Source organism: Sphingomonas lenta (assembly GCF_002288825.1).
GTDB classification, from domain to species: domain Bacteria; phylum Pseudomonadota; class Alphaproteobacteria; order Sphingomonadales; family Sphingomonadaceae; genus Sphingomonas; species Sphingomonas lenta.
Genome location: NZ_NSLI01000002.1, coordinates 389,274 through 404,224, shown reverse-complemented (window position 1 = coordinate 404,224; position 14,951 = coordinate 389,274). Strand labels below are relative to the sequence as shown.

Below are 14,951 nucleotides of genomic sequence, written 5' to 3'. Positions count from 1 at the left end.
CGACCGTCCGTCGAACCGTTGTTGCGCCCCCGGCCCGCGCCCCGGCATGCTTCGGCCATGATCCGGGCGCTCTTGTGCTTATTGCTGACGCTGATCGCCGCCCCCGTGCTGGCGCAGGCGCCGGGCGACCGGCACGTCGCGATGGAGCTGGTGCCGGAGACCGCGCGGCCGGCGGCGGGCGGCACCGTCACGCTCGCCTTCGTGTCGACGCCGGAGCCGGGCTGGCACGGTTACTGGAAGAACGGCGGCGACGCGGGCGTGGAGACGACGCTCAAATGGTCGTTGCCGCAGGGCGTCACCGCGGGGCCGCTGCAATATCCGGTGCCGAGCCGGCTGCTCGTGTCGGGCCTGATGAACTATGTCTATGAGCGGCCCTGGGTGCAGTTCGTGGATGTGGCCGTTCCCGCCGGGCTCGCGCCGGGCAGCAAGCTGCCGGTGCAGGTTCAGGCCGACTATCTCGTCTGCACCGTCGAGATCTGCGTACCGGAAAAGGCGAGCCTGCGGACCGAGCTGACGGTCGGCGACGGCGCGATCGAGCCGGCGACGCGGGCGCGGTTCGACGGGTGGCGGCGGACCTTCCCCAAGCCGCTCGGGAGCGAGGCGAGATTCGCGGTCGCCGACAAGCGCTTCCGAATGGCGGTGCCGTTCCCGGCGGACGCCGCGCTCGGCGAGGCGTACTTCTTCCCGCTCCAGCAGGGCGCGATCGACTTCGCCGCGCCGCAGAAAGTCTGGCGCTCGGGCGATCGGCTGCTCATCGAGACCGCGGCCGCGGCGGTCGGCACGCCGCCGGGCGTGATCGAGGGCGTGCTGGCGACGGGCGAAGGGCAGGGCTTCGCGCTGACGGCCAAGCCGGGTCCGGTGGCCGTCGCCGCCGAGCAGGCGTCGGGCGACGCAGCCTGGTCGGGGGCGCTGCTCGCCTTCGGTGGCGCGGTGTTGGGCGGGCTGCTGCTCAACATCATGCCCTGCGTGTTCCCGATCCTGAGCCTCAAGGCGCTGAGCCTGGCGCGGTCGGGCGCGGACGCGCGGACGGCGCGGGGCGAGGCGCTGGCCTACACGGCCGGCGTGGTGCTCGTGTGCCTGGGGCTGGGCGCGGCGATCCTGGCGCTGCGCGCGGGCGGTTCGGCCGTGGGCTGGGCGTTCCAGCTGCAGGACCCGCGCGTGATCGTGGTGCTGCTGGCACTTACGGTGGCGATCGCGCTCAACCTGTCGGGACTGTTCGAGGTGCCGACGCCGCAGTTCGTCGGCCATGGCGGCAGCGGCGGCGCGTTCGCGACGGGCGCGCTGGCGGCGTTCGTCGCGACGCCGTGCACGGGGCCGTTCATGGGTGCGGCGCTGGGCGCGGCGCTCGTGCTGCCGCCCGCGGCCGCGCTCGCGGTGTTCGCCGGGCTGGGGCTCGGGCTGGCGCTGCCGTTCCTGCTGCTCGGTTTCGTACCGGCGTTGCGCAATCGGCTGCCCAAGCCTGGCGCGTGGATGGAGCGGTTCCGGCGCATCCTGGCGATCCCGATGTGGCTGACGGCTCTGGCGCTCGCCTGGCTGCTCGGCGAGATGGCGGGCAACAGTGCGATCACCTGGGGGCTGGGCGCGGCGCTGCTCGTCGGCTTCGCGCTGTGGTTCGCGGGCGCGCGGCAGCGGCGGGGCAGGGGCGTCGCGCTGGCGATGAGCGCCGCCGCGGCGCTGACGATCGGCGGCGCGCTAACCGTGCCCCGCGCCGCGCCCGCGCAGGAGACGGTCGCCGGTGCCGACGAGCCTTTCACCGAGGCGAAGCTGGCGAGCCTGCGCGCGGAGGGGCGGCCGGTCTTCGCCTATTTCACCGCCGACTGGTGCCTGACGTGCAAGGTCAACGAGGCGGGCGCGATCAACCGCTCCGCGGTGCGCGACGAGTTCGCCAGCAAGAAGGTAGCCGTGCTCGTCGGCGACTGGACCGACGGCGACGCGGAACTGGGCCGCTTCATCGAGCGGCACAACCGGGCGGGCGTGCCGCTCTACCTATGGTACGCGCCGGGTGAAGCGTCGCCCCGCGTGCTGCCGCAGGTGCTGACGCCCGCGACATTGACCGCCCTGGCCGGGGAACGGCGGGGCTAGTGAGAGGGAGAACAGATATGCGTCCGATCGTCTTCGCCGCACTCGCCGCCGCCGTCGCGGTCGGCCCCGCCATGGCCCAGCAGCAGACGGGCCAGCCCGCGGGCAATTTCCGCCTGATGGACGCGAACGGCAAGCCGGTGACCTTGTCCGATTTCAAGGGCCGCACCGTCGTGCTCGAGTGGAACAACCCCGGCTGCCCTTATGTGAAGAAGCATTACGACAGCGGAAACATGCAGAGCGCCCAGGCGGCCGCGAAGCGGCAGGGCGCGGTGTGGCTGACGATCAACTCGGGCGCACCGGGCAAGCAGGGATACATGACGGGTCCGGAGGCGCGGGCGTTCGTGGCGCAGGCCAAGGCGCAGCCGACGGCGTACCTGCTCGACCCCGAGGGCCGCGTCGGCAAGGGCTACGCCGCCAAGACGACGCCGCACATGTACGTGATCGATGGCCGCGGCGTGCTGCGCTACCAGGGCGGGATCGACGACAAGCCGACCGCGGACCAGGCGGACGTCAAGGGCGCGCGCAATCACGTACTGGCGGCGCTGAGCGAGATGCGGGCGGGCAAGCCCGTGTCGGTGGCGGAGACGCGGCCCTACGGGTGCAGCGTGAAGTACGCGGGGTGACCCGATCCTCCCCAGCTAGCTGGGGAGGGGGGCCGCTCGCGTAGCGAGTGGTGGAGGGGCGGTTGCGACGGGCGCTCCCGTCGAGAGGCCCCTCCACCACCGGCCCAAGAGGGCCGGCGGTCCCCCTCCCCGTGCCGGGGAGGAACTAAGGGATCAGGCCCGCACCGTCATCCGAACCGGCGTGCCCGCCGCCGGTTCGGCGTCGTCGTCCAGCAGCCGCCAGCCCGCCGGGCCCAGTACCTCAATCGGGCGGTAGCGCGTTTTGTACGCCATGCGGGGCGAGCCCTTCACCCAATAGCCCAGGTACACGTACGGCAGCCCCGCGTCGCGGGCGCGCAGGATGTGGTCCATGATGACGAAGTTGCCGAGCCCCGGCCGGTTGGGGTCGTCGGCGGCGAAGAAGCTGTAGATCATCGACAGCCCGTCCGCCTGGCGGTCGGTGAGGCACGCGGCGACGAGCCGGCCGCGGCCGGTGGGCGAGGGCTCGCGATACTCGATAATGAGCGAGTTGACGGGCGAGTGCTCGACCATGTCGGCGTAATCGTCCTCGTCCATCCCCGCCATGCCGCCGGTGGGATGGCGCGCCTTTAAATAGCGGCGGAGCAGCTGGTACTGCTCGTCGGTGGCCCAGGCGCGGCAGGCGGCGACCGCCAAGTCGGCGTGGCGCTTCAGGAGCTTGCGCTGGCTGCCGTTGGGCTTGAACTCGGGCGTGACGACGCGGACGGAAACGCAGGCGTTGCAGCCCGCGCAGGACGGGCGATAGGCGACGCCCTGGCTCCTGCGGAAGCCGATCCGGCCCAGCGCGTCGTTGAGCTCGCCGGCGTGCGGGCCGGTCAGCTCCGTGAACACCTTCCGCTCCTGCTTGCCCGGCAGATAGGGGCAGGGGGACGGGCTGGTGACGAAGAAGCGCGGGAAACGGAATGGCGCGGTCACCGCCGTCGAACCTCTCTGTTTGGCCGCGGAAAGCGGGTGCTTGGGCGTATATGAATCGGCTGGGCCGCCGTGAAAAGCGGCTTTACCACGAAAGAGGGTTAATGCGGTCGGGGGTCGCTGAAAAGCGATTCCGCGCGAATGAAAATCCTCCCCCGCTCACAGCGGGGGAGGGGGACCAGCCGCAGGCTGGTGGAGGGGGTACTGGGCGATGCCGCATCCCGTCGCTCCCCCTCCACCACTCGCTACGCGAGCGGTCCCCCTCCCCCGCAACTGCGTTGCGGGGGAGGAAATTGCTTAGCCCGGTTCTACCAGCCCCACTTCGTACCCCGCGCCCCGCAGCGCGGCGATCAGGCGGTCGAGGTGCGCGCGGTCGCGGGTCTCGCACTCGATCTCGGCGATCAGGCCCTTGGCGGGGAGCTTGGTGAAGACGCGCTGGTGGTAGACCTCGATGATGTTCACCCGCTCCTGATCGAACAGCCTGATTGCGCCGAATAGCTGGCCGGGCTGGTCCTGGAGCCGGATGCGCAGGCGCGCGAGGCGGCCGGAGCGGGCGAGGTCGCGGAGCAGCACGTTGGCGAGAAGGCGCGTGTCGATGTTGCCGCCGCACAGCACGACGCCGACCGTGCGGCCGCGGAAGCGCTCGGGATAGGCGAGCAGCGCGGCGAGGCCCGCCGCGCCCGCGCCCTCGACCACCGTCTTCTCGATCTGGAGGAGCAGGCTGACCGCCTCCTCCAGGTTGCGCTCGGAGACGAGCAGGATCTCGTCGACCAGCTCGCGCACCATCACCGAGGTCACGCCGCCCGGCTCCTTGACGGCGATGCCCTCCGCCAGCGTGTCGCCGGCGCAGGGCATGTCGGTGCCGTGGAGGCGGTTGTACATGGACGGGTAGAGCTCGGCCTCGACGCCGACGACCTCGATCGGGCGGCCGGACGCGCGGGCGACGACGCCCATGCCGCTGATGAGCCCGCCGCCGCCGATGGGGGTCACCAGCGTGTCGATCGCGGGCACGTCGTCCAGCATCTCCGCCGCGACGGTGCCCTGGCCGGCGATGATGCGCGGGTCGTCGAAGGGGTGGACGAAGGTGTAGCCGTGGCGCGCCTCCAGCTCGCGGGCATGGGCGAAGGCGGCGTCGAACGTCTCGCCGTGCAGCACCACGGTCGCGCCGTGGCCTTCGGTCTGCGTCACCTTGGTGATGGGCGCGGTGCGGGGCATGACCACGGTGGCGGGCACGCCCAGGCGGTTGGCGTGGTAGGCGAGGCCCTGGGCGTGGTTGCCTGCCGATGCGGCGATGACGCCCTTGGCCTTGGCCTCGTCCGACAGCTGGAGCAGCGTGTTGAGCGCGCCGCGCTCCTTGTAGGCTGCGGTGAACTGGAGGTTCTCGAACTTCAGGTACACGGTCGCGCCCGTGATCTGCGACAGCGTGCGGCTGACCAGCGTGGGCGTGCGCACGATCGCGTCGCGGATGCGCTCATGCGCGGCGCGCACGTCGGCGAGGCTGACGGGGAGGTCGGACGGGACGGACGCGACGCGCTGGGTGGCCATGGACGCGGGCTAGACCATCTGGCGCGGGTGGGGAACACCTCCTATGCGCGACACCCATGAAGGTCGCATGGTTGGGCACGGGCGTGATGGGCGCGCCGATGGCGGGGCACCTGGTCCGGGCGGGACACGAGGTCGTCGCTTACAATCGCACGCGCGCCAAGGCGGAGGCCTGGGCGGAGGAGCACGGCGGCGCGGTCGCGGACACGCCCGCGGCGGCGGCGGACGGGGCGGACGCGGTATTCGCCTGCGTGGGCAACGACGACGACCTGGCGCAGGTGACGCTGGGGCCGGACGGCGCGTTCGCGGCGATGCGCGAGGGTGCGCTGTTCGTGGACCACACGACGGTTTCGGCCGACATCGCGCGGCGGCTGGCGGGAGAGGGCGCGAACAAGGGATTGCTCGTGCTCGACGCGCCGGTGAGCGGCGGGCAGGCGGGTGCGGAGAACGGCAAGCTGTCCGTCATGTGCGGCGGCTGCCCGCAAGCGTTCGCGGCGGCCGAGCCAACCATGCAGGCCTATTCGGCGAGGATCGTCCATATCGGCGGGCCGGGCGCGGGGCAGCAGACCAAGATGGTCAACCAGATCTGCATCGCGGGCGTGCTGGGCGGGCTGTCGGAGGCGCTGCGGTTCGCGCAAGCCAGCGGGCTCGACCTGGACAAGGTGCTCGACGCCGTGTCGGGCGGCGCGGCGCAGAGCTGGCAGATGGTGAACCGCTGGCCGACCATGGCGCGGGGCGAGTTCGACTTCGGCTTCGCGATCGACTGGATGCGCAAGGATCTGGGGCTGGCGCTCGACGAGGCGCGGCGGAACGGGTCGACGCTGCCGGTCTCGGCGCTGGTGGACCAGTTCTACGCCGAGGTGCAGAAGATGGGCGGAGGGCGCCAGGATACCAGCGCGCTCGTGCGGAGGTTGCGATAGCGTGAGGTTGCGTAGCGTATTCCTGGCGGCGGCCGCGCTGCTGCCCGCGCCCGCATGGGCGGACGGATTGATCGACAACGTCACGGGCGTGACGCTCGACAAGGACGGGCGGGTGCAGCGGTTCACGGGGCTGCTCGTGTCCGCGGACGGCAAGGTCACGCGGCTGCTGCAGGGGCGCGATAAGCGGCCGGAGAAGCTCGACTGGCGCGCGGACATGAAGGGGCGGGTGATGGTGCCCGGCTTCGTCGACGCGCACGGGCACGTGATGGGGCTGGGGCTCAACGCGCTGACCCTCGACCTGTCGGACACGCGCTCGCTCGCCGAAGCGCAGGCGAAGATCGCGGCGTACGCCCGCACCAATCCGGAACGCGCCTGGATCGTCGGGCGGGGGTGGAACCAGGAGCGCTGGGCGCTGGGCCGCTTCCCGACCGCCGCCGAGCTCGACCAGGCGGTGCCCGACCGGCCCGTCTGGCTCCAGCGCGCCGACGGCCATGCGAGCTGGGCCAACACCGCCGCGATGCGTGCGGCCGGCGTGACGGCTAAGAGCGTGTCGCCGCCGGGCGGTCGCATCGAGATGGCGGGCGGCCAGCCGTCCGGCGTCTTCGTCGACGCGGCGGAGGCGCTCGTCGAGAAGTCCGTGCCCAAGCCGAGCGCCAAGGACATGAATGCCGCCTTCCTGAAGGCGCAGGAGCTTCTGTTATCGAGCGGGATCACCGCGACCGCCGACATGGGCACCGACATGGACGCGTGGCAGACCTATCGCCGCCTGGGTGACCTCAATGGCCTGCGCGTCCGCATCATGAGCTACGGCGCGGGCCTCGACGACACGATCCGCATCGGCGGCACGGGGCCGACGCCCTGGCTCTACGGCGACAAGCTCAAGCTGGTGGGCGTCAAGCTGTACGGCGACGGCGCGCTGGGCTCGCGCGGCGCGTGGCTCAAGGCGCCCTATCACGACGCGCCGAACGAGCGCGGGCTGGGCTTCATGTCCGACACGCTGATCCGCAACCTGATGGTGCGCGCGTCGATGGACGGCTACCAGATCGCCGTCCACGCGATCGGCGACCGCGCCAACGAGCAGGTGCTCGGCGCGATCGAGGAGCTGGTCGACACCTACAAGGGCGACCGCCGCTGGCGCATCGAGCACGCGCAGGTGGTGGACCCCGTCGACCTCCGCAGGCTCGGGCGGAACGGCATCATCGCCTCCATGCAGCCCGTCCACCAGACGAGCGACCGCACCATGGCGGAGGCGCGGCTGGGGCCGAACCGCTTGCAAGGAGCCTATGCCTGGCGTTCGGTGCTCGCGGCCGGCGGGCGTCTCGCGTTCGGGTCGGACTATCCGGTCGAGAAGCCCGACCCCTTCGCCGGCTGGGCGGCGGCGTTCACGCGCCAGGACGAGGCGGGCCAGCCCTTCGGCGGTTGGCAGGCGCAGGAGCGCGTAACGCGCGAGGAGGCCTGGCGCGGGTTTACGACCGACGCGGCTTACGCCGGCTTCGCGGAGGACAAGTTCGGCCGCCTCGCGCCCGGCATGGCGGCCGACTTCATCATCGTCGACCGCGACCCCACGCTGGCGAGCCCGACCGAGCTCCGCGCGACGCAGGTGCTGCAGACCTGGGTCGGCGGGCAGAAGGTTTGGGAGCGGCGTTAAGGCCCAATCCCGTTGTCACCCCGGACTTGTTCCGGGGTCCATGGCTGTACGCGCACTCCGGCCGGATCGTCCGCACGACGATGGACCCCGGAACAAGTCCGGGGTGACGCATGGGGGATGATGTTGCGGCCATCGTCCAACGAAAAGAGCCGCGGCGCCCCCCGACGCCGCGGCTCCTTTGCCCTTGGACGGGAAAGCTTACGCCACCTGCTGGGCGGGCGCGATCTCGTCGGGTTCGCGGAGCACGTAGCCGCGGCCCCAGACGGTCTCGATGTAGTTCTCGCCGTCGCAGGCCAGGCTGAGCTTCTTGCGCAGCTTGCAGATGAAGACGTCGATGATCTTGAGCTCGGGCTCGTCCATGCCGCCGTAGAGATGGTTCAGGAACATCTCCTTCGTCAGCGTCGTGCCCTTGCGGAGCGAGAGCAGCTCCAGCATCGCATATTCCTTGCCGGTCAGGTGCACGCGGGCACCGTCGACCTCGACCGTTTTGGCGTCGAGGTTGACCGCGAGCTTGCCCGTGCGGATGACCGACTGCGAGTGGCCCTTGGAGCGGCGCACCACGGCGTGGATGCGCGCCACCAGCTCCTCGCGGTGGAAAGGCTTGGTGACGTAATCGTCGGCGCCGAAGCCGAAGGAGCGGACCTTCGAGTCCATCTCGTTGACGCCCGACAGGATCAGCACCGGCGTCTGCACGCGGGCGACGCGGAGCTTCTTCAGCACGTCGTAGCCGTGCATGTCCGGCAGGTTCAGGTCGAGCAGGATGATATCGTAGTCGTAGAGCTTGCCGAGGTCCAAGCCCTCTTCGCCCAGGTCCGTCGTGTAGACGTTGAACCCCTCGGTCGTGAGCATCAGCTCGATCGCCTTGGCGGTCGTCGGTTCGTCTTCGATCAGCAGAACGCGCATCAGTTTGTCCCCCCGTTCGCGGCCCCGTATCCACCCCTGGCCGACCCGGAATTCATTAACCAAACGACATCTGAACGCAAAAGGTTAATTTCTGGTTATGCGCTTGGACCGTCGATCAAAAATCAACGTTTCGTGCTCGGCCTTGGGAATCGGCTCACCCAGCACCTCGCGCAAGTAGAGCGCGCGGATCAGCGTGTAGGCGACGACCAGCAGCGCGGCGGAGAAGAACAGGCCGAAGACGCCGAACACCGTGCCGATCGCCAGGATCGCGAACAGCGTCACCGCGGGTGGGATCTTGACGACGCGGCCGGTGACGTAGGGCGTGATGAGGTTGGTTTGGACGAGCCGCACGATCGCGAAGGTCGCGACCGTCCAGACGATCGCGTCCGTCCCCTGGGTCGCGGCGAGACCGAGCGCGGGCAGCATCGCCGCGACGGGGCCGACATAGGGGATGAACTCCGACAGGCCGGTGAGCAGCCCCAGCATCGCCGCCGACGGCACGCCGCCGAGCCATAGGCCCAGCCCGACGAGCACGCCCATGCTCGTCATCTGGATGAGCTGTGCGCGGAGCCACAGCCTGAGCGTCGCGGCGGTGTCGTAGAGCGCGTCGTCGAAGGCGGGGCGCTTGGCCGGGGGCACCATCAAGAGGAACCCGCGCTGATACACGCCCGGATTGGCGGCGAAGAAGACGGAGCCGACGAGCACGAGCAGCGTGTTGAGCGCCAGCTCGCCCGCCCCGGTGGCGAGCCCGCCTATGTCGCGCGCGATGCGGCTGCCGGCGAAGGCGGCCTCCACCGCCTGGACGACGCGCGCGCCGACGGGCGAGGTGGAGAGATAGGCCGCGAACTGGTCGACGATGCCGGGCAGGCGCGTGACGAGCACCTCCACCTGCTCGCGGAAGCCGACGGCGAACAGCCACACGATCGCGAAGCCGAGGCCGAGCAGGACGGCGATGGCGAGACCGAGCGCGGGCTTCTCCGGGACGTTCGCGCGGTCCTCGAGCAGGTCGGCGACGGCGTGGATCGCGATCGCGCCGAGCACGGCGCCGAACGCCAGGATGAGCAGGTCGGCGGCGCGGTAAAGCGCGGCCGCGACCGCGACGACGAGGATGGCGAGGACGAGCCGGCGAACGAACCGCACGTCGTCCGCGTCGGGGCGGAGGCGGTTCATAATGCTGAGCTGAAGGACGATATCTCGATCCTCCCCTGTAAGGGGAGGTGGCGCGCCGTAGGCGTGACGGAGGGGTGTCCCCGTCCGACCGGAGGGGGACACCCCTCCACCAGCCTTCGGCTGGTCCCCCTCCCCTTGCAGGGGAGGAACTGAGGGCGAATCACGTTCACCCGCCCACGCTGGCAGGTTTCACGCCCGCGCGACAGCCACTTGCATCAATCCCGCAAGTGCTTGGCCAGCCACTCGATCAGCGCCTCCACCCGCGCGGGCCGGAGCGTGCCGGGCGGGGTCAGCAGGTGGAGCGCGATCGGCGGCGGGGTCCATTCGGGCAGGATCGCCTCCAACGCGCCCGACTCGATGAACGGGCCGACGATGAACCCCGGCAGACGCGTCACGCCCAGCCCGGCGAGCAGCGCGGGGACGAGCGCGTCGCCGCTATTGGCGGTGAGCGGCCCGCGGCACTCGACCGCGACCTCCGTCCCGTCGCGGTGCCGGAAGCGCCAGGGGCCGGTCACGTTGCTGTAGCCGAGCAGCCGGTGGTTCGCGAGGTCGCCCGCGTGGAGCGGCCGCCCGTGGCGCTGGAGGTAGGCCGGCGACGCGACGATGTGCACCTGGATCGAGCAGAGCTTGCGGGCACGCAAGGAGCTGTCGGGCAGGTCGGCGATGCGCAGCGCGACGTCGAACCCTTCGGCGACGATGTCGACGCGCGCGTCCGACAGGTGCAGGTCGATCTCCACGCCCGGATGCGCCTCCAGGAAGCTCGCGAGTACGGGGGCGATGTTGAGCACGCCGAAGCTCATGGGCGCCGCGACGCGGACGCGGCCCGCGGGCGAGGAGGCGGCGTCGTTCGCCTCCTCCTCCGCGCCGCGCGCTTCGGCCAGCATGCGCGCGGCGCGCTCGGCGAGCGGCCGGCCCGCCTCCGTGAGTGCGAGGCGGCGCGAGGTGCGGTGGAACAGCGACTGGCCGATCTGCGCCTCCAGGCGGGACACGGCCTTGGACACGGTGGCCTTGCTCAGGCCCAGCGCCTGCGCGGCGGCGGAGAAGGACCGGTTCTCCGCGACCGCGGCGAAGATCGCCCAGGCTTCGAGATCGGGCAGGCGGGTCGTCATCGCAATTCCTCCCCGCTGTGAGCGGGGGAGGAATTTAGAATGAGAAACGATCGGTTTCCAGCGTTTCTATTTTCCGCACCCTCGCGGCCCCTATGTTGCGGTCAACATCATGGAGGTTGCGATGACCACCGATACCCTGACCAAGATCGACCGCCGCCCGTTCGAGACGCTGGGCCATGCCGACCATGGCTGGCTCAACGCGCGGCATCATTTCTCGTTCGCGAACTATTACGATCCGGACCGCATGGGCTGGGGCGCGATCCGCGTGTGGAACGACGACGAGATCGCCGCCAATAGCGGCTTCCCGCCGCACCCGCACCGCGACATGGAGATCATCACCTATGTCCGCTCGGGCGCGATCACGCACGCAGACTCGATGGGCAACAAGGGCCGCACAGAGGCGGGCGACGTGCAGGTGATGAGCGCGGGCTCGGGCGTGCGCCACGCCGAGTACAATCTGGAGCCCGAGACGACGCGCATCTTCCAGATCTGGATCATGCCGCGCACGTCCGGCGGTAACCCGAGCTGGGGCGCCAAGCCCTTTCCCAAGGGCGAGCGCTCGGGCCGGTTCGTAGCGCTGGCGAGCGGATACCGGGACGATCCGGAGGCGCTGCCGATCCGGGCCGACGCGCGCGTCATGGGCGCGACGCTCCGGGCGGGCGAGCGCGTCGAGCACAAAGTCGGCGAGGGGCGGCACGCCTATCTCGTTCCCGCGACGGGCAAGCTCCTCGTCGGCGGCGAGCCGGTGGACGCGCGCGACGGCGTCGCGCTGAGCGGCGGGCAGACGGTCGCGATCGAGGCGTTGGAGGACGCGGAGATCGTGCTGGTCGACGCGGAATAAGTCTTAACTCGTCATCCCAGCGCACGCTGGGATCGCGTGGTTCGGGCCGGGTGCGCTCCTGGCCCGCGACCCCAGCTTTCGCTGGGGTGACGAAACTAGAGAAGGGAGTGAAGAATGACCAAGGTCCTGGTGCTCTACTATTCGTCCTACGGCCACATCTCGCAGATGGCGGACGCCGTGGCGGAGGGCGCGCGCGAGGCCGGCGCGGAGGTGGACGTGCGCCGGGTGCGCGAGACCGCCCCCACCGAGGTGATCGCGCAGGCGCACTTCAAGACTGACCACTCGCACCCGGAGATCGAGTCAGTCGACAAGCTGACGGAGTATGACGCGATCATCGTTGGCGCGCCCACGCGCTTCGGCCGCATGCCGAGCCAGATGGCGACCTTCTGGGACACGACCGGCGGGCTCTGGGCCAAGGGCGCGCTGATCGGCAAGGTCGGCGCGGCGTTCACCTCGACGGCCAGTCAGCATGGCGGGCAGGAGACGACGCTCTTCTCCGTCATCACGAACCTCCTGCACCATGGGCTGACGATCGTGGGGCTCGACTACGGCTACGGCGCGCAGATGGGTGTCGAGGAGGTCAAGGGCGGCTCGCCCTATGGCGCGACCACGATCGCCGACAATCAGGGCACGCGCCAGCCGAGCGAGGCCGACCTGGGCGGCGCGCGGTATCAGGGCCGGAGGGTCGCGCAGACCGCGGCGAAGCTGTTCGGCTAACGTCCAAATTCCTCCCCCGCCCACGGCGGGGGAGGGGGACCAGCGAAGCTGGTGGAGGGGGAGCTACGGGATGCGGCATCGCCCGGTACCCCCACCACCACGCCCTATGGGCGCGGTCCCCCTCCCCCGCTGTAAGCGGGGGAGGATTTAGCGGCGGCGCTTCCGTTTGCGCTTGTCCTCTACCGGCGCGGACGGGGGCGGCGGGGGTTCCGCGATGGTGCGGACCACGGGCGGCGGGTCGACCAGGCCCGGGTCGGCCGGGAACTCCTTGCGCGCCCGGGCGAAAGCGAATCGCGCCCGCGCGGCGCCGGGCGCGGTCCGGCTCGTGCCGACCCAGCGCCAGTGCCAGGGCTCCCACTTCACGCGCTGGCCGTTGGCGGTGGGGAAGCTCTGCTCGAAACCGAAGCGCGTCGCGTTCTCGCGCAGCCAGTGGGCGGCGGGCAGCGCCGCCATGCACGCCTCCACGTCCGGGCAGTTGGGCGAGGGGCGGATCGCGAAGTCGATCGCGTAGCCCGTCGCGTGCTCGCTATGGCCCGGGGGTGCCGCGGAGATGGCGCGCCACTCGCGGTCGGTGCCGCGCTCGCGGCAGAAGACCTCGCGCTGGTGGCTGATCGGCCGGTGGCAGGACAGCCCGCGGATCACGCCGCCCGTGCGCGGGTCGGCGGCCGCCGCGGCGAGCAGACGCTGGAGGTCGGGCAGCACCTCGCGCCGGACGCGGCAGCGATTGAGCGCGAAGCCGGTCGGCGCGTCCGCTAGGTCGTACTCCGCCGCGTCGCCGTAGGGCAGGTGGCCGAGCATGCGTCCGTCGGCCCCGATCGGCGCGGCCTCGCCGCCGCACTGCGCCCAGGCCGGGCTGGCGAGCAGGAGCAGCGTTGTTGCGCCCACCCGTGCGAACGTGGCACGGGCGCGCCCGTGCACCCCGACCGCGTCCTGTTCCTCGACGGCGAGGCCCTGGTGATCGACAAGCCCGCCGGGCTGCCCGTCAATCCCCCGCGCGACGGGTCGCTCAGTCTGGAAAACCACCTACAGTCGCTCACCTTCGGATTTCGCCGGCTCCCCCGCGCGGTGCACCGGCTGGACCGGGACACGAGCGGATGCCTGCTCCTGTCGCGCAACGATCGCGCCCATGCCCGGTTTCAGCGGGCGTTCGAAGCGGGCGCGGTCGAGAAACGCTACCTCGCGATACTCGACGGCGTGCCGGACGGGGAAGAGGGCGTGATCGACCTGCCGCTGGCCAAGGTGAGTTCGCCGCAGTCGGGCTGGCGCATCGTCGCCGACCCCAAGGGAAAGGTCGCGCGGACGCGATGGCGGCTGCTCGAGACGCGCGGCGGACGGTCGCTCGTCGAGTTCCGGCCGGAGACGGGGCGGACGCACCAGATCAGGGTCCACGCCGCCACGGGCCTGGGCGCGGCGGTGCTGGGCGATCCGGTGTACGGGCGGGCGATGCGCGAGGGCATGATGCTGCACGCGGCGGGGCTGCGGATCCCTCGCGACGGCAAGCCGCCGGTCGAGGCGGAGGCGCCGACGCCGGAGCGCTTCGCGGATGCGATGCCGTGATCGACGTGCCGGAGGACGCGATCGAGGAGCGCTTCCTCGCCGCCACCGGGCCGGGCGGGCAGAACGTCAACAAGGTCGCGACCGCGTGCCAGCTGCGCGTGGACGTGTTCCGGCTCGGGCTGCACCCGGAGACGTACCGACGGCTGAAGCTGGTCGCGGGCTCGAAGCTGACGGCGGGCGGCACGCTGGTGATCACCGCCAAGCGCCACCGGACGCAGGAGGCGAACCGGCTGGACGCACGGACGCGCCTGGCCGAGCTGCTCGCCGAGGCAGAGAAGCGCGAGGCGCGGCGCATCAAGACCAAGCCCACGCGCGCCGCCAAGGCGAAGCGGGTGGACGAGAAGAAGGGCCGTTCCCAGGTGAAAGCCGGGCGGAGCAGAGTAAGGCTAGACTAAGTGTACCAGTTCGACATCGCCGCTGGCTCCAAGGCGGAGCTCTATCGCGACCTGCTCTCCGCACTCGACGCGCTCACCGCCGACGAGCGGGACGCGGTCGCCAACATGGCGAACGCGGCGGCGCTCCTGTGGGAGTATCTGCCGGACCTGAACTGGGCGGGCTTCTACCGCATGGTGGGCGGCGAGCTCGTGCTCGGGCCGTTCCAGGGCAAGGCGGCGTGCATCCGCATCCCCGTCGGCCGCGGCGTGTGCGGCACGGCGGTCGCCGAGCGGGCGACGCAACTGGTCGAGGACGTGCACGCCTTTCCCGGCCACATCGCCTGCGACGCGGCGAGCCGGTCGGAGCTGGTCGTGCCGCTGATCCGCGGCGGCGAGGTGCTGGGCGTGCTCGACCTCGACAGCCCGGAGCCCGCCCGCTTCGACCAGGAGGATGCGCGCGGGTGCGAGGCGCTGGCGGCGATGCTGGCCGAGCGGCTGACCTGATTCGGGACAGGTCGTTGCGGGCGCGCACCGA

15 protein-coding genes are annotated in these 14,951 nt (G+C 71.1%); 9 read left to right on the top strand and 6 right to left on the bottom strand.

Going from position 1 to position 14,951, the window contains the following annotated elements:
* Positions 1–57: 57 nt before the first annotated feature.
* Together CKY28_RS05185 and CKY28_RS05180 are read left to right on the top strand one after the other, a co-directional pair.
* Positions 58–2,082, top strand: coding sequence for a protein-disulfide reductase DsbD family protein (locus tag CKY28_RS05185; RefSeq protein ID WP_095997266.1), 2,025 nt, complete (start codon positions 58–60; stop codon positions 2,080–2,082).
* A gap of 17 nt (positions 2,083–2,099) precedes the next feature.
* Positions 2,100–2,705 carry a thioredoxin family protein gene (locus CKY28_RS05180; RefSeq protein WP_095997265.1) on the top strand — a complete coding sequence of 202 codons (606 nt, stop codon included), beginning with the start codon at positions 2,100–2,102 and terminating at the stop codon, positions 2,703–2,705.
* 153 nt (positions 2,706–2,858) lie between these two features.
* Here CKY28_RS05180 and CKY28_RS05175 read toward each other — a convergent pair whose 3' ends face one another.
* On the bottom strand, positions 2,859–3,638 hold the full coding sequence (locus CKY28_RS05175; protein WP_095997264.1) for an arginyltransferase: 780 nt from the start codon (positions 3,636–3,638) through the stop codon (positions 2,859–2,861).
* Between the two features lie 294 nt (positions 3,639–3,932).
* Positions 3,933–5,180: a threonine ammonia-lyase gene (locus CKY28_RS05170; RefSeq protein ID WP_095997263.1), complete on the bottom strand. Its 1,248-nt coding sequence runs from the start codon at positions 5,178–5,180 to the stop codon at positions 3,933–3,935.
* 56 nt (positions 5,181–5,236) lie between these two features.
* Here CKY28_RS05170 and CKY28_RS05165 point away from each other — a divergent pair, with 56 nt between their 5' ends.
* Together CKY28_RS05165 and CKY28_RS05160 are read left to right on the top strand one after the other, a co-directional pair.
* Positions 5,237–6,097: an NAD(P)-dependent oxidoreductase gene (locus CKY28_RS05165; protein ID WP_095997262.1), complete on the top strand. Its 861-nt coding sequence runs from the start codon at positions 5,237–5,239 to the stop codon at positions 6,095–6,097.
* Between the two features lies 1 nt (position 6,098).
* Complete coding sequence (locus tag CKY28_RS05160) at positions 6,099–7,745, top strand: amidohydrolase (protein ID WP_425442484.1); 1,647 nt, start codon at positions 6,099–6,101, stop codon at positions 7,743–7,745.
* A gap of 198 nt (positions 7,746–7,943) precedes the next feature.
* Here the strand turns inward: CKY28_RS05160 and ctrA are convergent, their stop codons facing one another.
* The 3 genes from ctrA to CKY28_RS05145 all read right to left on the bottom strand — a co-directional run bounded on the left by ctrA (position 7,944) and on the right by CKY28_RS05145 (position 10,927).
* The gene (gene ctrA / locus CKY28_RS05155) at positions 7,944–8,648 is read right to left on the bottom strand and encodes a response regulator transcription factor CtrA (protein WP_095997260.1); all 705 of its coding nucleotides are present in this window, start codon (positions 8,646–8,648) and stop codon (positions 7,944–7,946) included.
* A gap of 84 nt (positions 8,649–8,732) precedes the next feature.
* Positions 8,733–9,818, bottom strand: coding sequence for an AI-2E family transporter (locus CKY28_RS05150; RefSeq protein ID WP_095997259.1), 1,086 nt, complete (start codon positions 9,816–9,818; stop codon positions 8,733–8,735).
* 215 nt (positions 9,819–10,033) lie between these two features.
* Positions 10,034–10,927, bottom strand: coding sequence for a LysR family transcriptional regulator (locus CKY28_RS05145; RefSeq protein ID WP_095997258.1), 894 nt, complete (start codon positions 10,925–10,927; stop codon positions 10,034–10,036).
* A 121-nt stretch (positions 10,928–11,048) separates the two neighbouring features.
* Between CKY28_RS05145 and CKY28_RS05140 the strand changes: the two genes are divergently transcribed.
* Complete coding sequence (locus tag CKY28_RS05140; RefSeq protein WP_095997644.1) at positions 11,049–11,768, top strand: pirin family protein; 720 nt, start codon at positions 11,049–11,051, stop codon at positions 11,766–11,768.
* 114 nt (positions 11,769–11,882) lie between these two features.
* Complete coding sequence (gene wrbA / locus CKY28_RS05135; RefSeq protein WP_095997257.1) at positions 11,883–12,485, top strand: NAD(P)H:quinone oxidoreductase; 603 nt, start codon at positions 11,883–11,885, stop codon at positions 12,483–12,485.
* Between the two features lie 147 nt (positions 12,486–12,632).
* Here the strand turns inward: wrbA and CKY28_RS05130 are convergent, their stop codons facing one another.
* On the bottom strand, positions 12,633–13,403 hold the full coding sequence (locus tag CKY28_RS05130) for a M15 family metallopeptidase (protein ID WP_245841609.1): 771 nt from the start codon (positions 13,401–13,403) through the stop codon (positions 12,633–12,635).
* On the opposite strand from CKY28_RS05130, the gene CKY28_RS05125 reads away from it, so the two are divergent.
* Genes CKY28_RS05125 through CKY28_RS05115 form a run of 3 tightly spaced genes read left to right on the top strand, consistent with a single transcriptional unit; the run spans position 13,398 to position 14,920 of the window.
* Positions 13,398–14,042: an RluA family pseudouridine synthase gene (locus tag CKY28_RS05125; protein WP_095997256.1), complete on the top strand. Its 645-nt coding sequence runs from the start codon at positions 13,398–13,400 to the stop codon at positions 14,040–14,042. The genes CKY28_RS05130 and CKY28_RS05125 overlap by 6 nt on opposite strands.
* A complete protein-coding gene (gene arfB, locus CKY28_RS05120; protein WP_095997255.1) occupies positions 14,039–14,437 on the top strand; it encodes an alternative ribosome rescue aminoacyl-tRNA hydrolase ArfB in 399 nt (132 codons plus the stop codon). Before CKY28_RS05125 ends, arfB begins: the two co-directional genes overlap by 4 nt.
* Positions 14,438–14,920, top strand: coding sequence for a GAF domain-containing protein (locus CKY28_RS05115; protein WP_095997254.1), 483 nt, complete (start codon positions 14,438–14,440; stop codon positions 14,918–14,920).
* Positions 14,921–14,951: the final 31 nt, after the last annotated feature.